Source organism: Ralstonia mannitolilytica, assembly GCF_000954135.1.
GTDB lineage: Bacteria > Pseudomonadota > Gammaproteobacteria > Burkholderiales > Burkholderiaceae > Ralstonia > Ralstonia mannitolilytica.
In genome coordinates this window covers 2696077-2721219 of sequence record NZ_CP010799.1, presented here as the reverse complement: position 1 = coordinate 2721219, position 25143 = coordinate 2696077, and the positions used below count along the sequence as shown (strand labels likewise).

At 64.8% G+C, this 25143-nt stretch carries 19 protein-coding genes; 13 read left to right on the top strand and 6 right to left on the bottom strand.

Features of this window, described 5'->3' with window-relative positions:
- Positions 1–8: 8 nt before the first annotated feature.
- Together TK49_RS12840 and TK49_RS12835 are read left to right on the top strand one after the other, a co-directional pair.
- Positions 9–1097, top strand: coding sequence for a tartrate dehydrogenase (locus TK49_RS12840; protein WP_045787046.1), 1089 nt, complete (start codon positions 9–11; stop codon positions 1095–1097).
- A gap of 27 nt (positions 1098–1124) precedes the next feature.
- Entirely contained in the window at positions 1125–2594 is a 1470-nt protein-coding gene (locus TK49_RS12835) for an NAD-dependent succinate-semialdehyde dehydrogenase (RefSeq protein WP_045787045.1), read from the top strand.
- Positions 2595–2856: 262 nt separating this feature from the next.
- Here the strand turns inward: TK49_RS12835 and TK49_RS12830 are convergent, their stop codons facing one another.
- Positions 2857–3573 (bottom strand): TetR/AcrR family transcriptional regulator, encoded by a 717-nt coding sequence (locus TK49_RS12830; protein WP_045787044.1) that lies wholly within the window; start codon positions 3571–3573, stop codon positions 2857–2859.
- Positions 3574–3935: 362 nt separating this feature from the next.
- Between TK49_RS12830 and TK49_RS12825 the strand changes: the two genes are divergently transcribed.
- From TK49_RS12825 to TK49_RS12800, 6 genes are all read left to right on the top strand, one after another.
- The gene (locus TK49_RS12825) at positions 3936–5102 is read left to right on the top strand and encodes an efflux RND transporter periplasmic adaptor subunit (RefSeq protein WP_045787043.1); all 1167 of its coding nucleotides are present in this window, start codon (positions 3936–3938) and stop codon (positions 5100–5102) included.
- Positions 5099–8266, top strand: a complete 3168-nt coding sequence (locus tag TK49_RS12820; protein ID WP_045787042.1) for an efflux RND transporter permease subunit — start codon at positions 5099–5101, stop codon at positions 8264–8266. Before TK49_RS12825 ends, TK49_RS12820 begins: the two co-directional genes overlap by 4 nt.
- A gap of 2 nt (positions 8267–8268) precedes the next feature.
- Entirely contained in the window at positions 8269–9732 is a 1464-nt protein-coding gene (locus tag TK49_RS12815) for an efflux transporter outer membrane subunit (RefSeq protein ID WP_045787041.1), read from the top strand.
- Between the two features lie 99 nt (positions 9733–9831).
- A complete protein-coding gene (locus TK49_RS12810) occupies positions 9832–11169 on the top strand; it encodes a paraquat-inducible protein A (RefSeq protein WP_045787040.1) in 1338 nt (445 codons plus the stop codon).
- A gap of 47 nt (positions 11170–11216) precedes the next feature.
- A complete protein-coding gene (locus TK49_RS12805) occupies positions 11217–12812 on the top strand; it encodes a PqiB family protein (RefSeq protein WP_045787039.1) in 1596 nt (531 codons plus the stop codon).
- Complete coding sequence (locus tag TK49_RS12800) at positions 12812–13483, top strand: PqiC family protein (RefSeq protein ID WP_045787038.1); 672 nt, start codon at positions 12812–12814, stop codon at positions 13481–13483. Before TK49_RS12805 ends, TK49_RS12800 begins: the two co-directional genes overlap by 1 nt.
- Positions 13484–13525: 42 nt before the next feature.
- Here TK49_RS12800 and TK49_RS12795 read toward each other — a convergent pair whose 3' ends face one another.
- Complete coding sequence (locus TK49_RS12795) at positions 13526–14281, bottom strand: TetR/AcrR family transcriptional regulator (RefSeq protein WP_045787037.1); 756 nt, start codon at positions 14279–14281, stop codon at positions 13526–13528.
- Between the two features lie 218 nt (positions 14282–14499).
- On the opposite strand from TK49_RS12795, the gene TK49_RS12790 reads away from it, so the two are divergent.
- From TK49_RS12790 to TK49_RS12770, 5 genes are all read left to right on the top strand, one after another.
- Positions 14500–16131, top strand: coding sequence for a bifunctional 3-(3-hydroxy-phenyl)propionate/3-hydroxycinnamic acid hydroxylase (locus TK49_RS12790; protein ID WP_045787036.1), 1632 nt, complete (start codon positions 14500–14502; stop codon positions 16129–16131).
- 10 nt (positions 16132–16141) lie between these two features.
- A complete protein-coding gene (locus TK49_RS12785) occupies positions 16142–17212 on the top strand; it encodes a VOC family protein (protein WP_045787035.1) in 1071 nt (356 codons plus the stop codon).
- A 48-nt stretch (positions 17213–17260) separates the two neighbouring features.
- Positions 17261–18214: a fumarylacetoacetate hydrolase family protein gene (locus TK49_RS12780; RefSeq protein ID WP_045787034.1), complete on the top strand. Its 954-nt coding sequence runs from the start codon at positions 17261–17263 to the stop codon at positions 18212–18214.
- Positions 18215–18219: 5 nt separating this feature from the next.
- On the top strand, positions 18220–20160 hold the full coding sequence (locus TK49_RS12775) for an acyl-CoA synthetase (RefSeq protein ID WP_045787033.1): 1941 nt from the start codon (positions 18220–18222) through the stop codon (positions 20158–20160).
- Positions 20161–20320: 160 nt separating this feature from the next.
- On the top strand, positions 20321–21046 hold the full coding sequence (locus TK49_RS12770; protein ID WP_045787032.1) for an OmpW/AlkL family protein: 726 nt from the start codon (positions 20321–20323) through the stop codon (positions 21044–21046).
- A gap of 602 nt (positions 21047–21648) precedes the next feature.
- Here TK49_RS12770 and TK49_RS12765 read toward each other — a convergent pair.
- From TK49_RS12765 to TK49_RS12750, 4 genes are all read right to left on the bottom strand, one after another.
- Positions 21649–22386, bottom strand: coding sequence for a response regulator transcription factor (locus tag TK49_RS12765; RefSeq protein ID WP_045787031.1), 738 nt, complete (start codon positions 22384–22386; stop codon positions 21649–21651).
- An 88-nt stretch (positions 22387–22474) separates the two neighbouring features.
- The gene (locus TK49_RS12760) at positions 22475–23260 is read right to left on the bottom strand and encodes a winged helix-turn-helix domain-containing protein (RefSeq protein WP_052698608.1); all 786 of its coding nucleotides are present in this window, start codon (positions 23258–23260) and stop codon (positions 22475–22477) included.
- Between the two features lie 144 nt (positions 23261–23404).
- A complete protein-coding gene (locus TK49_RS12755; protein WP_045787030.1) occupies positions 23405–24421 on the bottom strand; it encodes a fimbrial protein in 1017 nt (338 codons plus the stop codon).
- The gene (locus TK49_RS12750; protein WP_240479985.1) at positions 24418–25101 is read right to left on the bottom strand and encodes a fimbrial biogenesis chaperone; all 684 of its coding nucleotides are present in this window, start codon (positions 25099–25101) and stop codon (positions 24418–24420) included. The genes TK49_RS12755 and TK49_RS12750 overlap by 4 nt, the downstream gene beginning before the upstream one ends.
- Between the last annotated feature and the right edge of the window lie 42 nt (positions 25102–25143).

The window sequence follows — 25143 nt, the reverse complement described above, 5'->3', positions numbered from 1 at the left end:
GGAACACCATGAACCCAGCATTCCGCATCGCAATCATTCCCGGAGACGGCATCGGCAAGGAGGTCATGCCCGAGGGCCTGCGCGTCATCCAGGCGGCGGCCGAGCGCTTCGGTTTCGAGCTGGAGTGCCATCACATCGAATGGGCCAGCTGCGATTACTACGAGCAGCACGGCCAGATGATGCCCGACGACTGGAAGACCCAGCTCAAGGGCATGGATGCAATCTTCTTCGGTGCCGTCGGCTGGCCGGCCACCGTGCCGGACCACGTTTCGCTGTGGGGTTCGCTGCTCAAGTTCCGCCGCGAATTCGACCAGTACATCAACCTGCGTCCGGTGCGCCTGTTCGAAGGCGTGCCGTGCCCGCTCGCCCACCGCAAGCCCGGCGACATCGACTACTACGTCGTGCGCGAGAACACCGAAGGCGAATACACGTCGCTCGGCGGCATCATGTACGAAGGCACCGACCGCGAAGTCGTGATCCAGGAATCGGTTTACTCGCGCAAGGGTGCAGAGCGGCTGCTGAAGTTCGCCTTCGACCTCGCGAAGAGCCGCGCACGCAAGCACGTGACGCTCGCCACCAAGAGCAACGGCATCGCCATCAGCATGCCGTGGTGGGACAAGCGCGCGGATGAAGTCGCGCGGCAATATCCCGATGTCACGCTCGACAAGCAGCACATCGACATCCTGACCGCGCGCTTCGTGCTGCAGCCGGGCCGCTTCGATGTGGTGGCCGCCACCAACCTGTTCGGCGACATCCTCTCGGACCTTGGGCCCGCCACCACCGGCACGATCGGCCTGGCGCCATCGGCCAACCTGAACCCCGATCGCACGTTCCCGTCGCTGTTCGAGCCGGTGCACGGCTCGGCGCCCGACATCTACGGCAAGAACATCGCCAACCCGATCGCGATGATCTGGTCCGGCGCGTTGATGCTGGATTTCCTCACGCAAGGCCAGGGGGCGGGACGCGCCGCCCACGACGCGATCGTTGCCGCCATCGAGGCGGTGCTCAAGGACGGCCCGCGCACGCCCGACCTGGGCGGCACCGCCAACACCACGCAGGTGGGCGAGGCGATTGCCGCGCACGTTGCCTCCGCCTGATCGTTCATTTGCTGCCGACTCCACACCATGTCTCTCTCGATCCAACGTGCGGATCTGATCCGCAACGCCAACTACATTGCCGGCGAATGGCAGGCCGCTGCCGGCGCGCAGCTCGACGTGACCGACCCGGCCACCGGCAACCTGATCGCGCGCGTGCCGGATTCGGGCGCGGCGCAGGCCCGTGCCGCGCTCGATGCCGCGCATGCTGCATTTCCGGCCTGGCGCAAGGTGCCGGCCAAGCAGCGCGCCCAGATCATCAAGCGCTGGAACGATCTCGTGCTCGCGCATCAGGATGACCTGGGCGCGCTCATCTCGCTGGAGCAGGGCAAGCCGCTGGCCGAAGGCAAGGGGGAGGTCGCCTATGCCGCAAGCTACATCGAATGGTTTGGCGAAGAGGCCACGCGCATGAACGGCGAGACCATTCCCGCGCCCGTGCCAGGCCGCCGCATGTTTGCGTTGCGCGAGCCGGTGGGCGTGGTGGCGGCCATCACGCCGTGGAACTTTCCCGCGGCGATGATCGCGCGCAAGATCGCCCCCGCGCTGGCGGCGGGCTGCACGGTGGTCTGCAAGCCGGCCGAGGACACGCCGCTGACTTCCCTCGCGCTCGTGCGGCTGACGCAGGAGGCGGGCGTGCCGCCCGGCGTGCTGAACATCGTGACGGCCTCGCGCGAGCGCACGCCGGAAGTCGTCGATGTGTGGCTGGACGATGCGCGCGTGCGCAAGATCACGTTTACCGGCTCCACCCCCGTGGGCAAGCACCTGGCGCGCCGCAGCGCCGACACGCTCAAGAAGCTGTCGCTCGAGCTGGGCGGCAATGCGCCGTTCATCGTATTTGATGACGCCGATATCGACGCGGCCGTCGACGGCTTCATGGCCGCCAAGTTCCGCAACGGCGGGCAGACCTGCGTATCGCCGAACCGCGTGTTCGTGCACGACGCCGTGCACGATGCGTTTGCCGCCAAACTGGCTGCCCGCGTGGCAGCGCTCAAGGTGGGCCCCGCCAGCGACCCAGCCTCCCAGATCGGCCCGATGATCAACGCCCGCGCCGTCGAGAAGATCGATCGGCATGTGCGGGACGCCATCGGCAAGGGCGCCAGGCTGATGGCAGGCGGCGAGCGCCTCACGCAGCTCGGCCCGAACTACTACGCCCCCACGGTGCTGACCGGCGCCGATGCCACCATGGCCTGCGCGTGCGAAGAAACGTTCGGCCCCGTCGCACCGCTCACGCGGTTCTCCAACGAGGCGGAGGTCGTTGCCGCCGCCAACGACACGCCGTTCGGCCTGGCCGCCTATTTCTACAGCCAGGATGTACGCCGCATCTGGCGCGTGGCCGAAGCGCTGGAAACCGGCATCGTGGGCATCAACGAAGGTGCGCTGGCCGCGGAGGCCGCACCGTTCGGCGGCGTCAAGGAATCCGGCTATGGCCGCGAAGGCTCGGTGCACGGACTGGACGACTACCTGCACATCAAGTATGTCTGCCAGGGACAGCTTGATTAGGGCGATGCGGTAGAGCGGTAGGCATCCGGAGGGGGAGATGCGTGTCCTCCTGTGCGTTCGTCCTTGAGGACATTTCGCCAAGACAGTGCCGACGCGAGCCGGCGAGCGGGGCTTATGTCGCGTAGGCTTTCAGGATGTCTGGTGTGCTGCTGGCGTTGCATGCCAACGCCGCTGTTGCGGTCGCACTGTGCTTTTGCTACCTGGCGCCGAGCGCCGTCGAGACGCCTCGGCGATGCGCGCCCCGGCCGGGTGGCGCGAGGGCTCACACCGCTGCCGCCGCGTCGCCTTCCCTGACCGCCGGCAGCGGCAGCTGCGCGATTCTCTCTGCTTCCGCGCGCTTGACTCCCAGTGCCTGGAGTACGAAGACGGCCGCACGTTCGGCCAAGTGTTCGATGCGAACCGCAGCGGCCCGCTGACTGCGCTGCGCGGTGGCGGGGGCTGCCGCAAAGTGCAGCTCGGCCGCCACACCCGCGAGCACGGTGCCAATCACCGACAGCACGCTTGTCAGCGGATCCGACACCACGAACCGCTTGGCTGCCAGCCCGCGCCTGCTGTCGCGTAGCAGGCGCAAGCCCAGGCCGCGCGTCAGGGCGCGTGTCGACAAGCCTTCGCGCATCAGCAGCCGGCCCCAGACCGGTTCGCGCTGCGCCCGCAGCAAGGTATGGCGGACCGAGATGGCGATGACCTCTGCCGGATCGCTCAGGCCATGCGCAATGCCATCCAGCCTGTCGGCAAAGTCCTCGAACGCCCAGTCGATCAGGGCGGTAACGAGCCCCTCCTTCGATCCGAAGTGGTTATAGAACGAGCCGAAGCCCACATCAGCGGCTTCGGTGATCTCGTTGATGGCGACGCGCTCGATGTTCCTTTCAGACAACAGCAACAGCGCCGCCTGAAGCAGACGTGCCCGTGTTTCTTGTTTGCGCCGTGTGCCGCGCCGCTCGCGGCAGCCTTCTGCCACGCGATTCGTGAGGTTCCGCATAGGGGTCTGGAATGGTGTTCTCATCCGCGATGATAGTGTCTTACGTCATAGTTGACAAGATTATCAGTTATGAGTTTAATGTCGGAATGTAGGGTCGATCAGGGTGATGCGCCCTGAGTTAGGACGCGGTGATGGGGCAAGCACCCAGGCGAAAAGGCCAGAGAGCCGTCCGCCGTTGCTTGCCGGCTGAGTGCAGCCATTCGCCGAGAAGTGGTTCCTGAACGCCGTGGAGACAGGCGACTCGCGTACCCGACATCCGAGTTCCGTTACGCGTAACCGGAGAGCCGATCGCACAGAAGAGGCGCGGCTCCTGGGTTTGCGTTACCCATTGTTCGTTAGGCCATCACTTGCTTGGAAACATCGTGAAACATCCCGGTCGTCATGCGCAAACGACAGCGCGCCCCCACCTGTCCGTTGTCGGGCGTTCCAAACGTGCGCCCCTTGTCATTGCTGCCTGCTGCGCTGTACTGCTGGCGGGCTGTCACCACAGCGAAACCCTGGTCAGCGCGCCCAAACCGGTCGTTGCGCTGACGCTGCACCCGGACGGCAACGCCGTTGCCAACACACTGCCGGGGCAGGTGCAGGCGCGGTACTCCACGCCGCTGTCGTTCCGTGTTGCCGGCAAGGTGGTCGAGCGCCGCGTGCGCATCGGCGATAGCGTCAAGCAAGGCCAGGTGCTGGCGATGCTCGATCAGGCTGATTTGCGCAACGACCTTGCCAACGCTCGGGCGCAGCTGGAAGCTGCTGAACATCGTCTCGTCTATGCCAAGCAACAGCTTGACCGCGACCGCGCCCAATTGCAGGCGAACCTGATCGCGCCGGCGCAGATGGAGCAGACGCAGGACGCCTACGCATCCGCGCTTGCGCAACGCGATTCGGCGCGCGCACAGGCCGCACTCGTTGGCGATCGCCTGCGCTACGCGACGCTGGTGGCAGACCACGATGGCGTCATCACGTCAGAGGACGCCGACACCGGTCAGAACGTCCAGGCAGGTCAATCGGTCTATCACCTCGATTGGACGGGCGACGTCGACATCGTTTGCGATGCACCGGAGAGCGCACTGTCCTCGCTGACCGTCGGCAGCAAGGCTCGCGTGAGCCTTCCCGCCGCGCCCTCGCAAACGTTCGAGGCGCGCGTGCGCGAGGTATCGCCGACGGCCGATTCGCAAAGCCGGACGTGGCGGGTCAAGTTGTCTCTCGTGGCGCCGAACGCGGCGGTGCGCATGGGCATGACCGCCACGATCGCCTTCGATGCCAAGGGCGAGGCGGGAGCCGCGCGCCCGTTCAAGCTCCCGGTCACGGCGCTCTTTCACCGTGGCGAGGAGCCCGCGGTCTGGGTGGTGCGCGCCAACACAGATACCTTGGAGCTGCGCCCGGTCACCATCGCGCGTTACGACGAGCGCAGCGTGCTGGTCGCTTCCGGCCTGCACGACGGCGATCGCGTTGTGATGCAGGGCGTGCACGCCGTGAACGCCGGCCAACACGTGCAGGTGGTTGCCCCGCTGCACCCTGAGGACTTCGCATCATGAGCGCCGACGATCGCGAAACCGTGCAAGGCACGGCGCCGGCCGCGGCGTCTGCATCTCAGGCGGACGAAGGCGGCTTCAACCTGTCGGCATGGGCTCTGCGCCACCAGCAGCTGGTGATCTTCCTGATTGGGCTGGCGACGCTTTTTGGCGTGATTGGCTACACGCATCTCGCGCAGTCGGAAGATCCGCCGTTCACGTTTCGGACGATGGTGATCCAGACGTACTGGCCCGGCGCCACCGCGCGCGAAGTCCAGGAGCAGATCACCGACCGCATCGGGCGCCAGCTCCAGGCGGCGCCGTATGTCGACAACATCAAGAGCTATTCGCGCCCCGGCGAGTCGATGATCTTCTTCGCCATGAAGGACTCGGCGCCGGTGAAGGACGTGCCCGAGACCTGGTATCAGGTGAGAAAGAAAGTGGGCGACATCCGCGCGACATTGCCCAAGGGCACGGTCGGACCGTTCTTCAACGATGAGTTCGGCGATGTCTACACCAATATCTATGCGCTGGAAGGCGATGGCTTCTCGCCGGCGCAGCTGCACGACTATGCAGACAAGCTGCGGACCGTTCTGCTGCGCGTGCCCGGCGTCGCCAAGGTGGACTACTTCGGCGATCCGGCCCAGCACGTCTTCATCGAAATCTCAAACACGCAGCTGACCCGCCTCGCCATCACGCCGCAGCAGATCGCACAGGCCATCGACGCACAGAACACCGTGGCACCGGTCGGCACGATCACGACCGCCGATGACCGCGTCTTCGTGCGGCCGACCGGCGCGTTCAAGGATGTGCAGGCGCTGGCCGACATGCTCATCACCGTCAACAAGCGCACCTTCCGGCTGGGCGACATCGCCAAGATCACACGCGGCTATGACGACCCGCCCGTGACGCAGATGCGCGCCAACGGCCATGCCGTGCTGGGCATCGGCGTCACGATGCAAAAGGGCGGCGATGTGATCGACCTCGGCAAAGCCCTCGACGCAACGGCGGGTGAACTGCAGGCGACGCTGCCGGCAGGGCTGAAGCTGTCTCCGATTTCGAGCATGCCGCATGCCGTCAAGCACTCGGTGGACGAATTCGTGCGGTCGGTCGGTGAAGCCGTGGCGATTGTGCTGATCGTGAGCCTTGTATCGCTGGGCTTGCGCACGGGCATGGTGGTGGTGATTTCCATCCCCATCGTGCTGGCGGTGACCGCACTGTGCATGCACATCTTCGGCATCGGGCTCGACAAGGTTTCGCTCGGCACCCTGGTGCTGGCGCTGGGGCTGCTCGTGGACGACGCCATCATTGCCGTCGAGATGATGGCCGTGAAGCTGGAACAAGGGTGGAGCCGCCTGCGCGCCGCCGCCTTTGCCTACTCGAGCACGGCATTCCCGATGCTGACCGGCACGCTGGTGACGGTGTCCGGCTTCCTTCCGATCGCGCTCGCCAAGTCGAGCACGGGCGAGTACACGCGCTCGATTTTCGAGGTGTCCGCCATCTCGCTGATCGTGTCGTGGTTTGCTGCCGTGGTGCTGGTGCCGCTGCTGGGTTATCACATGCTGCCCGAGCACAAGAACGGCGCCTCTGAACATGGCCATGACCACGACATCTACAACACCGGCTTTTATCAGCGCCTGTCGGGGTGGATCGCGTTCTGCATCCAGCGCCGATGGGTGATCCTGGGTGTGACGGCGGTGCTGTTCGCGCTGGCCATGGCGGCGTTCACGCGCGTGCCCCAGCAGTTCTTCCCGAATTCGGAACGCCCCGAATTGCTGGTGGATCTGCGCTTGCCCGAAGGGGCGTCGTTTGACGCCACGCTGCGCGAGGCCAAGCGCCTGGAGAAAGCGCTCGACGGTCGAAAGGAGATCGAACACTTTGTCGACTACGTCGGCACCGGCGCTCCGCGTTTCTATCTGCCGCTGGATCAGCAGCTTCAGCAGCCGAACTTCGCGCAGTTCGTGATCACGGCCAAGAACGTTGAAGAACGCGACGCGCTCTCGCGCTGGCTCAACGCCACGCTCGAGAAGGATTTCTCCGGCGTGCGCACCCGTGTGGCCCAGCTCGAGAACGGCCCGCCCGTGGGCTTCCCGATCAAGTTCCGCGTGAGCGGCGACGACATCGCCACCGTGCGCAGCATCGCCGAGAAGGTGGCCGAGAAGGTCCGTGCCGACGCGCGCACCCAGAACGTGCAGTTCGACTGGGATGAACCGGCAGAACGTTCGATGTCGTTCGAGATCGACCAGATCAAGGCGCGTCAGCTTGGCGTGACGTCGGAGGATGTCTCCAACTTCCTCGCCATGACGCTGTCCGGCTATACGGTCACGCAGTATCGCGAACGCGACAAGCTCATCAACGTCGACCTGCGCGCGCCGAAGACGGAACGCGTCGACCCCGCCAGGCTGGCCGGCCTGGCCATGCCGACGCCCAACGGCCCGGTTCCGCTCGGCGCGCTTGGGCATATGCAGAACAAGCTCGAGTACGGCGTGATCTGGGAACGCGATCGCCAGCCGACCATCACGGTGCAGGCCGACGTCCGCGGCAACGCGCAGGGCATTGGCGTGACGCGTGACATCGATCAGGCCCTGGCCGACGAACGCGCCAAGCTGCCGGTGGGCTATCGCATCCAGATTGGCGGCGCGGTGGAAGAGAGCGTGAAGGGACAGACGTCCATTAATGCCGAGATGCCGCTGATGATCATTGCCGTACTGACGCTGCTGATGATCCAGCTCAAGAGCTTTTCGCGCACGTTCATCGTCGTGCTGACGGCACCGTTGGGCCTGATTGGCGTGGTGACTGCGCTGTTGCTGTTCGGCAAGCCGTTCGGGTTCGTGGCGCTGCTCGGCGTGATTGCCATGTTCGGGATCATCATGCGCAACTCCGTGATCCTGGTGGACCAGATCGACCAGGACATCGCGGCCGGCCAGAAACGCTTCGATGCCATCATCGGCGCAACGGTGCGGCGCTTCCGACCCATCATGCTCACGGCGGCCGCCGCTGTGCTGGCGCTGATTCCGCTGCTGCGCTCCGGCTTCTTCGGGCCGATGGCCACCGCGCTGATGGGCGGTATCACCATCGCCACGGTACTGACCATCTTCTTCCTGCCGGCGCTGTATGCCGCGTGTTTCAAGGTGCGGCCGGACGAACGGCAAGTGCCTCCGACCGGCACCGCAGCCCTGGAGAATTGATCATGAAACTCTCTCGTATGACGTGCGCGCTTGCAGCGACATCGGTGCTCGCGCTCACGGCGTGCTCCTTGGCACCGACCAGCACGCCGCCAGCCGTGCCTTCGCCGGAGCACTATGGCGTGACCACGCCGCCTGCAAAGACGGTGGAAGCTGCAGGCGTTGCCCAGCAGTTTGATGTGGGCGCCGCACCTGTGCCGCAGTGGTGGAAGCTCTATCGCTCCGATGCATTGAACGCGCTGGTGGAAGAGGGCTTGCGCAACAACCCCACGCTGGCCGCAACGCAGAAGACCTTGTCCGCCGCGCAGGAGGAATTGCGTGCGCAGGTAGGGGCATCAACACTGCCGTCCCTTGACGCCGGGGCGCAGGTCGCGCGCCAGCGTACGCCAAACCTCGCTGGCGTGGGGCCCGAGGCGCTGCGCTACAACGTGTTTGTTGGGCAGTTGCAGGCGCATTACACCTTCGATCTCTTCGGTGCGACGCGCTATGCCAACGCCGCGAGCGCGGCGCGGGTGGATGTGCGTGGCTGCCAACTGGAGGCAGCACGGCGTGCGCTCGCAGCGAATATTGTCGGCACGGTCATCAATGCGGCCGCGCTGGATCAGCAGATCGCCTTGACGGAGCGTCTCGTTGTGGTGGCAGACGCCACGGCGCGGGATGCCCAACGGCGGTACGAGCTGGGGGCGCTCTCACATGCGCAGGCGCTGGCATCCACGCAGAGCGCCGCATCGCTGGCGGCGACGCTGCCTCAGCTGCGTCAACAGCGTGCGGTGTCCATCCATGCATTGGCCGTGTTGCTGGGCCGCACGCCGGACGCAGCGCCCGCGGTGCCGGAATTCAGCAGCCTTTCGCTCCCGAACCAGGTGCCTGTGGCGGTGCCATCGGATCTGCTGCGGGCACGGCCGGATATCCGCGCTGCCGCCGCTGCAGTCAGGGCAGCGTCCGCAGACGCGGGCGAGGCCACCGCGCAGCTGTTCCCAAGCCTGTCGCTCACAGCCTCGCTCGGTCGCGGTGGGTTGAGCTGGCCGGCGTTGCTCTCAGGTGCAGGCGGCTTATGGGCGGTGGGTGCCGGGCTGTCGCAGCCGATCTTCCACGGCGGCGCATTGATGGCGCACCGCCGGGCCACGCTGGAGCTGTATGACGCCGCGGTCCTGCAATACAAGTCGGCTGTGTTGTCGGCATTTGAAAACGTTGCCGATGCGCTCGCCGCGCTCGAGAACGACGCGCAGACGCTCGCTTCAGCCGAAGTGGCGTCGTCCGCAGCGCGTACAGCGTTCAACGAGACCGCATCGCGCCGCCGCCTCGGTGCGCTGCCGGCATCCGCGGAGCAGTCGAGCGAGCAGCAGTACCTGACTGCGCAACTCGACACCGTGCGTGCGACCAGCCGCCGGATGAGCGACACGGCGGCGCTGCTCCAGGCCATGGGCGAACTGCCCGAAACCACCGCTCAGACGATCGCCAAAGACTGACATTGCCTTGGGTCGGGCTCGGCCTCCACGCCACAAGCGTGGAGTGCCGTGCTTCGCCTGCAATGTCGCTTGGCTAGTCGATTGGCTTAGTCCACGCCCATGGAATCCGCCCACCTGATTGCCTGTCATGAGTGCGACCGCATGTTTCGGCGGCCGCCAATGTTGGACGGTTTGAACGTCCGGTGCTCGCGTTGTGCGAGCGACCTGACCAGTGTCCACAGCGCCCGCCCGACATTGGACGCCGTATCGGCAATGGCGGTTGCGGCGCTCATTACGCTGCTGATCGCCCAATGCTTCCCGATCATTACCCTCAGGGCGCAGGGCATGGCGTCGCAAGCCACGTTGTTTGACGCGGTGTCTTCGCTATGGGCGGGGCACATGCGCTTGGTGGCTGCGGCCGTGTGGTTCACGACCACGCTGTTTCCGTCGATGGAACTGGTCGCCTTGCTGTACGTGTTGCTTCCCTTGCGCGCGGGCACTGTGACGCCTGGCTTTCGCCACGTCATCCGCTTCCTGCAATGGCTGCGGCCTTGGGGAATGATCGAAGTGTTCATGCTGGGCGTGCTCGTCACGACGGTGAAGATGATCAGCCTCGCGCGGGTGATTCCCGGTGCCGGCCTGTTTGCATTCGCCGCGTTGACGGTGCTGCTGGCGCTTGTGTCGCGGTTCGATCCACACAGGCTCTGGCATGCCTGCGACGAAATCAGGGCAGGGGATGGCGCAACGCCGTCTGCTGAACTGCGAGCTGACTCGCCGCAGAACGAAGCCGTCGTGGCCGACCCGGTCAAGGGCGTCTGCACGAAGCAGGCGGGGCTCGTGGCGTGCCACACATGCGGCAGCGTCCAACCGTTTCAGCGGGGCGAGGCACACCAGCGGTGCCATCGTTGTCATTCGATCCTGCACGAACGCCGCCCGGCCAGCGTTTCGCGGACAACCGCCTTGCTGCTTGCCGCTGCGCTGCTTTACATCCCCGCCAACCTGTTGCCGGTGATGCACAGCACTTCGCTCGGCCGTTCGGAAGACGACACCATCCTGAGCGGCGTGGCGTACTTCTGGACGTCCGGCGATTGGGGTCTGGCCGCCGTCGTCTTCATTGCCAGCGTGGTGGTGCCGATGCTCAAGCTCGCCATTCTTGCGGTGCTGGTATTTGCGGCACATCGGCGCTCCACATGGCGTCCGCACGAAAGGACACGGCTCTATCGCTTGGTCGAACGCATCGGCCGGTGGTCGATGCTCGATGTGTTCGTCGTGGCGCTCACGGTTGCGTTGGTGCACTTCGGCTCCTTCGCCGTCATCACCGCGGGCCCGGGCGCACTGGCCTTTGGCGCGGTGGTGATCCTGACCATGATCGCCTCCATGCAATTCGACCCCCGGCTTATCTGGGACCCGATCCCCGACGCCGACGCCCATGCCGACGCCGCGCAAAGCGACTCCTGAACGCATCCCGCGCACACCCCTCGTTCGCCACCTCTTCTTTCCAAGCAATGCGTCCTATCGATCTCCCCCTTCCCGACATCACGCCGCCGCGGCGCTGGCTTCCGTCCTTGGTCTGGCTCGTGCCGTTGATCGCCGCGCTGATCGGGCTCGCGCTCGTCGCCAAGACCATCTCCGAGAAAGGCCCGGTCGTCACCGTCACCTTTGCCAATGCGGAAGGCCTCGAAGCTGGCAAGACGAAGGTCAAATACAAGGATGTCGAGATCGGCACGATTCAGGCCATCTCGCTCACGCCGGATCTGAAGCGCGTGATGGTGACGATTCAACTGGCGCGTGAAGCTGAGCGCTTTGCGGCCAAGGACACCCGGTTCTGGGTGGTCCGCCCGCGCGTGGGCGCGAGCGGCATCTCCGGGCTGGGCACGTTGCTTTCCGGCGCGTATATCGGCGTGGATATTGGGCATTCCAAAGAGAGCCGGACCCAGTTTGTCGGGCTGGAGAGTCCGCCATCCGTCACCACCGATCAGCAAGGGCGCCAGTTTTCGCTGCACGGCGATTCGCTGGGTTCGGTCGATATTGGTGCGCCGGTTTTCTATCGCCATCTGCAAGTGGGGCAGGTGGTGGGTTTTGCATTGGACAAGCAAGGTGGGGGCGTGCAGGTGAAGGTGTTCGTCAACGCCCCCTACGACAAATACGTGGGCACCAACACGCGCTGGTGGCATGCCAGCGGGGTCGACCTGCGGCTCGATTCCAGCGGCTTGAAGCTGAATACGCAGTCGCTGGCGACAGTCATCGTCGGTGGGCTGGCGTTTCAGTCGCCGCCGGGCCAGGCGGATGGGCCCCCGCCACCGGATAGCACCGTGTTCCACCTGGCGTCCGATGAAGCCGATGCGATGCGCGAGCCCGACGGTGCGCCGCTGACTGTGGTCATGCGGTTCAACCAGTCGCTGCGCGGCCTGTCGGTTGGCGCACCCGTGGACCTGCGCGGCATTGCGCTGGGCAACGTTACCGACATCGGCATCGAATACGACGAGGCTGGCAAAACGTTCAGCATGCGCGTCACGATGGCGCTGTATCCGTCGCGGCTGAGCCGGCGCACCAACACCTCGCTTCCTGCGCCAGACACGCCAGGCGGCCATGAACTGCTGCAGCACTTGGTCATGCAAGGGCTGCGCGGGCAGTTGCGCATGGGCAACCTCCTGACGGGCCAGTTGTACGTGGCGCTCGACATGTTCCCCAAGGCACCACGTGCGACGGTCGATGTCCACCGGTCCCCGGTCGAGTTGCCGACCGTGCCGAATTCGCTGGATGAACTGCAGGTGCAGCTTGCCGACATCGCGAAGAAGCTGAACCAGGTGCCGTTCGACAAGATCGGCAACAACCTGAATGGCACGCTCGAAAATGCGAACCGCCTGTTCGGTCATCTCGACGCAGACGTGGTGCCGCAGGCGCGGGACACGCTGGCCTCCGCACAGCAGACCTTCAATGCAGCGCAGGCGACGTTGCGGCAGGACTCACCGCTCCAGTCGGACGTGCATGACGCGGTGCAGGAACTGACGCGCACGCTTCAATCGGTCAATGCGCTGACGGACTATCTGGAGCGTCACCCGGAATCGCTGCTGTTCGGCAAAAAAGGAGATGCACGGTGATGGTGTCGTGGCTCCGAATTTGCCGCGTCGATGCCGGCGTGGTTGTCTGCGCAGCGCTCGCGGCATGCAGCTCGCCGCCGGCGCGCTTTCACAGCTTGCTAGGTGGTGATGCCGATAGCGTTGCGGTGGCCGCACGGGCGCAGGCACCCGCACGCGCCTTTTTCGTTGATGTGGTGTCGGTGCGCGTTCCGCCGTCGGTGGCGGGCAGGCGGCTCGTCGTCCAGGCCGGTTCAGGGCAGGTCGACGTCCTGGAAATGGACCGCTGGGCGTCGCCAGTGGGCGATGAGATCCGTGCGGCGCTGTCGTCCGGGCTGGCGTTGCAGACCGGCACGATGGACCTGCACGGCCTTCCCTACGATGGGAAAAGGCCGATCTACCGCGTGGCCGTGGATGTACAGCGGTTTGATGCGTGGCGCGGCTCGCACGTCCTCATCGATGCCGTCTGGACGATTCGTACTGCGGATGACCGTCAACTGCTGACGTGCCGCAGCGTCGTCCAGGAGGACGTCTCCGCCGGTATTGAGGGCGTGGTAGAAGGCCATCGGCGCGCGCTGAAGGCGCTGGCTTCGCAGATGGCCGATGCGGTGGTGGCTGACGCTGCCGAACCGTCAGAGGTCGCGCGATCGAAGCGAGATTGCGTGGATTCGGCGGCCAGTACCGTCGCCAGGTAGGTTATTTGCGTAGACGCCCGCGTTGCCACGCGGGCGCTCAGGTCAGCTTGCGCTGTCGGCTGTTTCCACAACGGGCAGCGGCCGGGCGGCCACTTTTTCGGCTTCAGCGCGCTTGAGCCCCAGCGTCTGCAGCAGCGCCGCCGCCGTGCGCTCGGGGAAATGGTCCCCAGAAAATCCCAACTCCTTGACGACATCCGCGGCCGGCGCACCGGGCGCCAGAAAGTTGAGTTCGGCCGAGATGGCGGTCAGCACGGTGCCGCCGACCGACAGGAATCCGATGAACGGATCCACCACGACAAACCGCTTTGCCGCGATGCCGCGCTCGATATCGCGCAGCAGGCGCTGACCGAGGCCGTGCGTCAGCACGCGCGCCGAGAAGCCCTCGCGAATGAGGAAGCGTCCCCACACAGGCTCGCGCCGCGCCCGAACCAACGTATGCCGCACCGACACCGAGATGATCTCGGCCGGGTCGGATAACCCTTCCGTCAGCTTGTCGAGCGAATCGGCGAACTCCTCGAACACCGCGCTCACCAGTGCGGCGTAGATGGCTTCTTTCGATTCGAAGTGGTTGTAGAACGACCCGAAACCCACATCCGCGGCCTCGGTGATTTCGTTGATGGCCACGCCCTCCATGCCCCGATCCGCCATGAGCCGGAGCGCGGCGTCGAGCAGCCGCGCGCGTGTTTCCCGTTTGCGGCGTGCGCCACGGGGCTCGCGCTCGTCGGTGGCAGGCGCCGCAGGGGTAGGCGTCTTTGCGACGGAGCGCTTCGGGGTTCGGCGAGTCTCGGTGGTGGCCATGATGGTCTTGGGGTCCGTCCTGTGGTCCTTGTCGTGGCTGCAATTATAGATTTGAATGTCGATATTGAAAAAATCATCAGCGATGACTCTAATGTCAGAAAAGGTGAAAAACCTGACCAAGACGTAGACAAAGAAACGGAGTAGCGGTGGAGACAAATGCACATGCGCGTGCCAGTTCACGCGCCACGGCTGGCGCACGCCCCCGGGCGGCTGGCGCGATGCCATCTGAGGTGGACGTCCTTGTCGTCGGGCTCGGCCCCGTCGGGGCCATGCTGGCGCATCTGCTTGCGCGCCACGGCGTGAGCGTGATGGCGATCGACAAGGCTCCCGACATCTACATGGCCCCGCGTGCCATTGCGCTGGATAACGAGGCCCTGCGGATCCTGCAACAGGCCGGCATCGGGCAAGGGGATTTCGAAACGGTAGCCATTCCCCACGTCCGCATGCATTCACCCTGGCTGGGCGAATTCGGGCGGGTGAACACGCTGGGCAGCCTGGATGGCCATCCGAAGCTCGTCACGTTCTATCAGCCCGATCTGGAGCGCTGCCTGCGCGCACGCCTGGCCGCGCACGAGGATGTGCATGTCGCGCTCGGCACCACGCTGCTCAGCCTCACGAATCTGCCGGATGGCGTACTGGCTTCGCTGGACATCGGCCGCGGGCAGGTGCACCGGGTCCGCGCCCGCTACCTGGTGGGCGCAGACGGGGCGAGTTCGCTCGTGCGCCACCTGATCGGGCAGGAATTTCGCGGCACCACGTATGCGGAGGATTGGCTCATCGTCGATGCGCGTCACGTTCCACGGCCGATTGACCATGTGGAATTCCTCTGCGACCACCGGCGCCCCACGCCGCACATGGTCGCCCCAGGCGCGCGCGAGCGCTGGGAGTTCATGCTCCAGCCGGGCGAGCGACGTGAAGAGATGGAGTCGGACGGCCGCATTCGCGAGCTGCTGGCGCCATGGACCGACGTTGACAACATCACGATCGAACGCAAGGCGGTCTATCGCTTTCACGCCAGAACCGTCGACCGGTTCAGCGTGGGCCGGGTGTTCCTCGTTGGCGATGCGGCGCACATCACCCCGCCGTTTGTCGGCCAAGGGCTGGTCGCCGGGCTGCGGGACGCCGCCAACCTGAGCTGGAAACTGGCCTGGGTGCTGCAAGGACGGGCCGATGCGCGGATTCTCGACACCTACGACGAGGAGCGCCGCCCGCACGCGAAAGCCATGATCAATCTCGCGCGGTTCATGGGCAAGCTGGTGATGCCGCGCAGTGCGCCCATCGCGCTGCTGACGCACGGCTTGATGCGCTTGACGCGGCTGGTGCCCAGCCTGCGCTCGCAGTTTGAAGAACTGCGCATCAAGCCGAAGAATGCGTTCAAGACCGGGCTGTTCGTCAAAGGATGTTCGTCAACCAAGCTGATGCGCGGTGGCGTGATACCGCAGGGCTGGGTCAGGAATGCCGAGGGGCACACGTGCCTGAGCGACGACGTGCTCGGCCACGGCTACACGCTAGTCGGTTTCGGCTGCGACGCCCGCGCGGCGCTGGAGCCCGCAACGGCAGCGGCATTCGAACGCCTGGGCGGCACGTTCGTTCGGATCGCGCATCGCGGGCAGCCTCTGCACCGCGAGGTGCCCGGCGTTTGGGAAGACCTCAACGGCACATTCCTTCCCGACGCGGTGCCGGTGGGTTGGGCGGCCGTCGTGCGTCCGGACCGCACGGTCGCCCATGACGGGCCAGCTGCCGAGGCAGACCGCCTCGTTTGCGAAAGCCTGGCGCTGCTCGGCAACCAACCTGCGCCCATGCCCGCAGCGGACACCGCCGCTGCCGTTGCTGCCGTTCAATCCGCCTGAGTGCCTTGCCATGAAACTCACCACAGCACAGCCTGCACGCCATCCGCAGCCGACGACCAAGGCGTTGGCGCTGGCCTACCTGATGTTCGATCGGCCCGACCTCGAGCGCGCCGAGCGGTTCCTCAATGACTTTGGTCTCGTGACGGTTCAGCGCGACGAGGCGACATTGCTCTTGCGCGGCACCGGCCCCGCGCCGTTCTGCTATGTCGTGCGCAAGGCGCCAAAGGCCGCCTTTGCCGGCTTCGGCTTGCAGGTGGCCGGACGCGCCGCCTTGGATGCCCTGGCGAAACTACCCGGAGCCTCGACCGTGGAGCCGTCGGATTGGCCGGGTGGTGGCGATCGCGTGCGACTCGTCGATCCGTCCGGGTTCCGCGTCGATGCGATTGCGGGTCAGGCGCAGACAACCGAATTGCCGCACCGTTCACCGTTGCCGCTCAACTCGGCAGACGCCGCCGTGCGCATCAACGCAACGCAGCGGCCACCCGTGGGCACGCCGGAGGTGATTCGCCTCGGGCATGTCGTCCTGGAGCTGGCCGACTTTCAGGCCACTTGCGCCTGGTACACGCAGCACTTCGGTTTCATCCCGAGCGACGTGCAGGTGTTGCCCGACGGCTCGCCTGCGGTTGCATTCATGCGGCTGGATCTGGGCGATACGCCGGCCGACCACCACACGCTCGCGCTGGCGCAGGGCTTTGTGTCGAAGTACAGCCACAGCGCCTTCGAACTGATCGACGCCGATGCCGTCGGCATGGGCCACCGCATGCTGCGCGAGCAGGGGTGGAAGCACGCCTGGGGGCTGGGCCGGCACATCCTCGGCAGCCAGATTTTCGATTACTGGCAAGACCCGTGGGGCGACAAGCACGAGCACTACTGCGACGGTGACCTGTTCACCGCCGATCTGCCCACCGGCATTCACCCCGTCAGCCGCGAGGCCATGTCGCAGTGGGGCCAGGCCATGCCGGCCAGCTTCACCAAGCCGAAGCTGACACCGGCGGCCATTGCGGCCCTGATCCGCAACCTGCGGCGCAGCCCCGACCTGACGCTGCGCAAGCTCGTCACGCTCGCCCGGCTCTTTGCCTGAGGCCGCACAAGCGACGTCGGCCGTCATCCATCCAACGCATCGTTCGCCATGTCCATCAATATCGTTCGCTTTGAATACCAGGATCAGACCCAATGGGGCGTGATCCGCGATACCCGCATCACGCCCGTGCCCGGCACTTATGCCACGACGGGTGACTTGGTTCGCAACACCACGTTTGCTGAGCTTGCTGCGCTGAGTGGAGAAACACTGCTCGTGTCGGCGGTGAAGCTGCTGTCTCCGGTCACGCGCAACCAGCAGTTCATCTGCCAGGGCGCGAACTACCGCCAGCACATGATCGAGTCCGGCATGGACCCGGACGTGAAGACGTACAACATGATCTTCACCAAGGCATCGAGCTGCATCGTCGCGGCCGACAGCGACGTGATCAAACCGAAGCGCGTGCAGTTTCTCGACTACGAGATCGAGCTTGGCCTGGTGATGCGCAAGGCGATGCATGGGCCAGTCGACGTGACCGAAGACAACCTGCACGAATATGTGGCGGGCGCCGTGATCGTGAACGACTATTCCGCGCGCGACGTGCAGATCCCGCAGATGCAGTTCTACAAGGGCAAGTCGTTCCGCACGTTCGGGCCGGTGGGCCCGTGGCTCACGCTGCTGGAACCGCGCGAGATCCCGGCGCTCCGGAGTCTGCAGCTCAAGCTGACCGTCAACGACAAGCTGCGGCAGAACGACACGACGGCCAACCTCGTCTACGGCCCGGCCGAGACGCTGACCGAGCTGTCCCGCGTGCATGACCTGGAAGCAGGCGATCTGCTGGCCACGGGCACGCCGGCGGGCTGCGCGTTGTCGATTCCCTCGCCGACCAAGCAGAAGATGGCCGCGATGCTGCCCGAGAAGGCGAAGTGGGAGATGTTCCTGAAAGTGCAGGCCGCGCGCCCTCAGTACCTGAAGCCGGGCGACGTGGTGGAAGCACGGATCCATTCGGCGGATGGGCGGATCGATCTGGGCATGCAGCGCAATCGCATCGTTGCCGAGGAGTAAGCGCCATGTCCGGTTTTTCCAGCCTGCAGGACGTGGAAGCCGCGGAAGGGCAGGGTCTTCCGCCCGATCTTCCGTCGAGCACCTACGAAATGATCCGTCGCGGCGCCAGCCTGAATCCGCAGGCGCCGGCATTGAGCTTCTTTCTGAGCGTCAATGACCACCGCACCCCGCAGACGTGGAGCTACGCGGCGCTTCTTGAACGCATCACGCAGACGGCCAATTTCTTCGACAGCATCGGCGTCAAGAAAGACAGCGTGATCGCATTTGTGCTGCCCAACCTGCCGGAAACACATTTCGTGATCTGGGGCGGCCAGGCGGCCGGCATCGTCGCAGCGTTCAATCCGCTGCTCGAAGGGCCCGCGCTGGCCGAGCTGCTCAATGCCGCCGGTGCGTCGGTGCTGGTCACGTTGGCACCGTTTCCCGGCACCGATACGTGGGTCAAGTTGCAGCCGCACTTGCCCGCGATCAAGAGCCTGCGGCACCTGGTGCTGGTCAACCTGGCCGACCGCGTGCATGGCGCGGCGCAATGTGCCGCGCAGATCCAGAAGAACGAAGTGCTGCGCTTGCTGGGCCCGCAGGGCGTGCATGGTGCAGTCCCGATGTCGGTGCGCGTCCACGATTTCAACAGCGCGATCCAGGCGCAGCGTGCAGACGGCCTGAACAGCCGACGGCACATTGCTGCGCACGATGCGTCTTCGTACTTCTGCACCGGCGGCACCACGGGCTTGCCGAAGATCGCGATGCGCACGCATGGCAATGAAGTTGCCAACGCGTGGAGCACGGCGCAGGTGTTGGGCGAAGGCATCGGCCCCGGCAAGGTGGTGTTTTGCGGCTTGCCGTTGTTCCATGTGAATGGCGTTCTGGTGACCGGGCTGCTGCCGTTTTCCAGGGGCGCGCATGTCGTGCTCGGCACGCCACAAGGCTATCGCGGCGAGGGCGTGATCCAGCGCTTCTGGGAGATCGTGGAGCACCACCGCGTGAACTTCTTCAGCGGCGTGCCGACGCTCTACGCTTCGCTGTTGCAGGTGCCCGTTGGAGAGCGCGATGTTCGATCGCTCGAATACGGCCTCTGCGGCGCCGCGCCCATGCCGGTCGAAGTCTTTCGCCGCTTCCAGGAGCAGACCGGCATCAAGATTCTCGAAGGCTATGGGCTGACCGAAGCGACGTGCGTGAGCAGCGTCAACCCGCCCATGGGCGAGCGCCGTCTTGGCTCCATCGGCCTGCGCGTGCCCATGCAGCCGATGAAGACCGTCGTGCTGGACGAGGGTGGCACGTACGTGCGGGATTGCGCGGTAGACGAGGTGGGCGTGGTGCTGGTGTCGGGCCCCAACGTCTTTTCGGGCTACCGCCAGGCCGCGCAGAACGAGGGACTCTGGATCGATACGGGCGATGGCCGGCGGTGGCTCAATACCGGCGACCTGGCTCGGCAGGATAAACAGGGCTACTTCTGGCTCACGGGCCGCAAGAAGGAGCTGATCATCCGCGGCGGTCACAACATCGATCCGCAGACCATTGAAGCGCCGCTGCATCGTCACCCCGCCGTGCAGATTGCCGCCGCCGTCGGGCGCCCGGATGTGCATGCGGGCGAGCTGCCGGTTGCCTACGTGCAGCTGCGCGCCGGTGCGTCCGCCACCGAAGCCGATCTGCTCGCCTTCCTGAAGGCGGAAATTGCCGAACGTGCGGCGCTGCCCCGGCAGGTCAACATCATTGAAACCATGCCCCTGACCGCGGTGGGCAAGATCTTCAAGCCGGCACTCAAGCACCGTGAAACGCGTGATGCGCTGTCTACTGCCCTCAAGGATGCGGGTATCTCATTTGAGGCGCTGGAGGTGGCGGAAGACAAGTCCAGAGGTCTCGTTGCGTCGGTCAAGCTCGACGCCTGCGCATCGATTGCCACCGCGCGTGAAGTGCTTGGACGTTTCCCATTTCCCTTTTCCATCAATTGAAGTGCGGATGCGCCAGCGTTGTGGCGCATCGAAACGAAGGAGGAATTCCTCGCCCGCCCACCGTCGCATTCAATGTCGCATGAGCGGGTGAAGTGCCCCGCGCCGCATCACGGCGCATTCCAGCAGTTGCAGTCCCTACATTAAAAAAAACGGAGACAACATGAAGACCACACGCGCGGCAATGCTCTTGTCGCTCGCGGCGACCTCGCTCGCCCATGCGCAGTCGGCAGGGCAGTGGGTCGTCAACGCGGGCTGGGTGCATCTTGCCCCTCAGGATTCCAGCCAACCGCTGACGGTGAATGCGCTCGGGCAATCGGCCGTGGTGCCGGGCAGCGGGTCCACGCTGGCCAACGCCAATACCTTTGCGCTCACCACGCGGTATTTCGTCACTGACCATGTAGCGTTGGAAACGGTGTTCGGCATTCCGCCCAAGCTGCACCTGCGCGGCACCGGATCGCTGGCGGCGGTCGGCGAAATGGGCACCGCACGGGCGTGGAGCCCGGCCGTGCAACTGCAATACCACTTTGGTGACCCGGATGCGCGCCTCAGGCCGTATCTTGGCGCGGGGCTGGCCTATGTGTGGTATCGGGATATCGAGTTGAGCCGGCCGCTGGCAACGGGGCAGATACTGGCCTCGCCCACCACGGGCTCCATGCTGGTCGGCCCGACCACGGCATCGCTGAGCAAGTCGTTCGCGCCCCTCGTCAATGCCGGGTTGACGTACAACCTCGACGCACATTGGTCGATCGGCGCATCGGTGTCGTATATGTGGCTATCCACCAAGACCACGCTGACGACGCAAGCGCCCGTGGGCACCGTGACAACGACGACGAAGGTGCGGATCAACCCGTTGGCGAGCTTTCTGTCGGTGGGGTATCGGTTCTAAAACGGGGGAAGGGCGCAAAAGGCATGCGGCACGGGAGCCATACGCCTTCCACGGCTGACCCGGAGGTAGCGGGAATGCAGGCATGCGTCGGGCGCCCACCTTGCGGGTTGGCATTCCGGCTCGACGCGGGAATGCGCCGGACCGGCAGCGGCCAACCCGGCCCCGTCGCCCCACGTCGTCCTCTCGCAGAGCGCCGAGTGTCACGGTGTTGATTGCGTATGCCGATGTCAAACGCCCGATGTTGACCGTCCAACATCGGCGCGCAACCGTCAAACAGTGGCGCGCGGCCCTCAGAGGCCCGAACGCGGCCCAAAAACATCCGACCCATCGGAGCTTCGAGGGCCGAGCTTCGCCGTCAAAGACTCGACGTTGACCTGTTGAGGCTGAAGCGCCACCGTCCGAGGCTCGAAGGCGGCTGTCGGAGGTCGGAAATGTCGAGCTTCAAGAGCGGAAGGCGAGTGTTTGAGGTGCGTCTTCCACGCGCTGAGGGTCGATGCCGGGTGTGGGAGGGGCATGTTCCGGCGTCAGAGGCTCGTGTGCGGGGGTTTTAGGCCCGGTTTCGCAACACAGGCCCCAAGCAACCGCACCGCAGCGCCAGAACGCTACGCACGGAGAGCGTAAGGCAGTGCCGGTGCAAATTCCTGGCCGCTCTGGGCGGAATAGCGCTCAAGCCGATAGCCGACGTTGTAGACCGCGCGCAGGACTACGCCATTGTCTTCATACAGGCCGAGCTTGGTCCGCAGCCGCGATACATGGGTGTCGATGGTCCGCGTCATCAGTGGAACAGTGCGTCCCCAGGCCAACGCAAAGATCTGGCTGCGTGACAGGGTGCGATCGATGTTGGTAAACAGCAGCAGCGCAAGGCGCGTCTCTATGTCGGTCAGGTCGGCAGGAATACCGTGCACCCGAACCATGCGTCGCAAGGGCATGACGTCGAACGCGCCCACGGTAAAGCTGGCCTGGTGCATGCGGGCGGGATACACGCGTCGCAATAGCGCCGTGACGCGGGCTGAGAACGCCAGTGCTCCGGTTGGCATTTCCACATAGTCGTCCGCCCCACCGTCAAGCAGGCGGGCGATGGCAAGCTGGTCTGGTTTGCTGCCGTAGATCAGAGCCGGGACAGTCTGGAGAGCGCGTGAGCGCAGGAACGTCAGCGCTTCAAGAATGTCCGCATGATCTGCGGCGTCATGCAAGACAACAAGATCGTACGAAGCCTGATGAAGGGTGCTGACAAGCGCTTCCAGCGTTGTCAAGCGAACAACCTCGTGGCCGAGGTGCCTCAAGGTGCTTTCCACCCAATCTCCGTCGTTCGATGCGGAATGGACGAGCGCGATGTGCATAGAAATTCCTGATGTGAATCGGGCGTGCTATCCGGAAGCCGCCGGCCGTTGGCGATGATGTCGACGGTGTCGATGTCGGCATGCCGAGTTACCGACCCAGAGTCAGCGCCTCGCCTTCTCTGCCGGTGTATTCGAATGTCGCGCCATCGGTGGGTTCGAGGTCCTCAGCCGGAGAGAATCGATATCCGCCGGATCGCACGGTCTGCACCCACCCCTCGGAGTGGGTGCCTTCGAGCGCCATGCGCAGCTTGCGTATGTGCACATCCACCGTACGTTTTCCGATGCAGAGGCAGTTGCCCCAGACCTGCGCCAACAGTTCTTCTCGTGAGTGCACGCGCCGCGGGTTGGCTACGAGAAAGCGCAGCAGCCGGAAGGCAATGGGGCTGAGCACAATCCTTCGGGGGCCGAGTTCGGTTTGTGCAGTCACGGAATGCGACATCGCGTGCAGTTGGAGACTGTGCATTCGGCTTTCCAGCTCCGTTGCAACCCAGCCGCTGCGCCGTAGAAGCGCACGGATGCGGGCGTGCAGCTCTCCCGCGTGGCACTGTCCGCTCCAGACCTCATCGGCACCCGCATCGAAGGCTGAGATACGTGCTGCGGGTGTGGCATCGCGCACCGCCGCGATTACCGGCAGCCGGGCGGTGTGCGCATTGGAACGCAGAGAACGCAGGTCGCGAAGTGCTTCTTCATCGATTGCGCCGAGCGACAAAAGGACAACGTCGGCCTTCGCAGTGATGACGGCCGCGTGTGCGCCTGTCGGGTCATTGACGTGCGTTGTGCTGTAGCCGCCTTCGCGCAGCGCCGCTATCACGCGATCGAGCCACCAGCGATCAGTCCCGACGACGAGCGTCCGAACAGCCCATGCCTGATTCATCTTTGACCTCGAATGACGATCGGACGCGACCAGAAAGAGGGCGCCATTCCGTGCATCGCAATTGGACGGATACGATCCCGTGCGGAGCCCGCCGGGCCGTGTTCTGCGTAGGTGTGCATTGTTTTCACTGGTTGTCGACTCTCGCTAGTCGTACAGAATCTGAACGGTGACCACGGCCGTGAACGGCCCGATCTTCGGGGCGCCCAGCGGCTTGAGCGTTGCCGTCATCGGCACATCGATGTAGGTGTCCGATGGCGAAAACGTGGCCAGCGAAAACGGCTCGCCGATCGGAAGCATCTTGCCGGTCCGGTCCTGGATGCTGATGCCGAAGTGGCTGTCAGCCGATGGCAGCACGAGCCCATCTTGCAGCGGGTTCGATGTCTGGAAATAGCCATTGATCTTGACCGAGGTTGTGCACTGCTGCTTGGTCAGCGCGAGGCTGAACGGCCGGGTCGGAGCCGTGGGCGAAAAGCCTGTCGGTGTGGCTTGAACCTGTCCGAAGTCGACGATGCCGGGCTCCGGTGTGACCGTGACATCGACAATGCACGGCGTCGGCTTCAGGTTCTCCAGCCCGCTCAGGATGTATTGAAAGCTCGTATTGCAGCAGTTCAAGCCCCGTGCGCCGTCGAACTGGAATACGGGATAGGTGTCCTGCGGCACGCCCGTCCACGTGCCCCGCTTTCTGACGACGACTTGATACGTGATGCTGACCGGCACCTTGGGGCACAGGCCTGCATCGAAATCCGCGGTCGTACACACGGGCACGATGTCGCCCGTCGGCACGCCGGTGCCCACTTGGTTGCTGGCTCCGAAGTGGTCGACGCCCTTGTAGCGGATACCGATCTCCAGGCCCCAGGCAGCGGGGTCCATGTTGGCGGGATTGGCGTAGAAGAAGACGGGGTCCTCCCACGACACGCCGGCACGCAGATCCTTGTAGCAGTAGCCGGTCGTCGTGCGCGTGGGCGATATCCAGATGATGTAGCCGTCTGGCGCGTTGACAGGATACGTTTGCACGGAGCCGATCGGCTCGACAAACTTGTCGGCACCACCGGAAGCGACGCAGCGCATGGCCATCGCCGATTGCGATCCGAGCACACAAGCCAGTGCAAGCATGGCTTGGAAAGCGAGCTTCGCCACGAACCGTTGAGCAGACGTCGTCATGGCTGCGCGCTCCGGCACGTTGCGCCGTCGCAGGTGTACTTGACGGCGTTCTGTCCACCCCAGTCGTTCATATGAGAGACGTACAGCGTGGCCGGCAGCGCGCCGGAGAAATCAGCTTCAGCGGTGGCCTTGGGCGCGACCATGACCGCATCGAACTTCAGCGTCTTTTTCTCCTCACCCGCAGCAAGCTCCACCACCGTGATGTGAAGAGGCGTCGGGTTGTCGAGCACCAACTTATGGCGTGATGCGTCGAGCCGCAGCGTCATCGGCAGAGACGGATCGTCTTCGGGCTTGGGTTGCACGCCCTTGGGCCGGTAGAACAGTTTGATCTTCGAGTGCAGTGCGATCTGGATCGCATTCTGCGCGTCCGTCTTGGGCGGAATCTCCCTCACGTTCAGATAGAAGACCGATTCCCGGTCCGTCGGCAGCATATCGCCGGGCAGCTTCACGATGCGGAGGATGTTGCGCTCGTTCGGTTCAATGCGCTGCAGCGGAGGCAGCACCATGAAAGGCGAGGTGATGCGCTTGCCTGCAGCGTCCTCGATCCACGACTGGACCACGTAGGGATACTTCTCGCTCTTGTTGGCGACGGTCAGGCTTTCCGATTGCGACTCGGCGTTGTAGATGATGCGTGTGCGGTCCGGAATGACCGCCGCGTGCACCGGTGAGCAAAGCTGCATCAGGATGCTCAGGCCTGCGAAGTACGGGATGGGGGCGAAAGC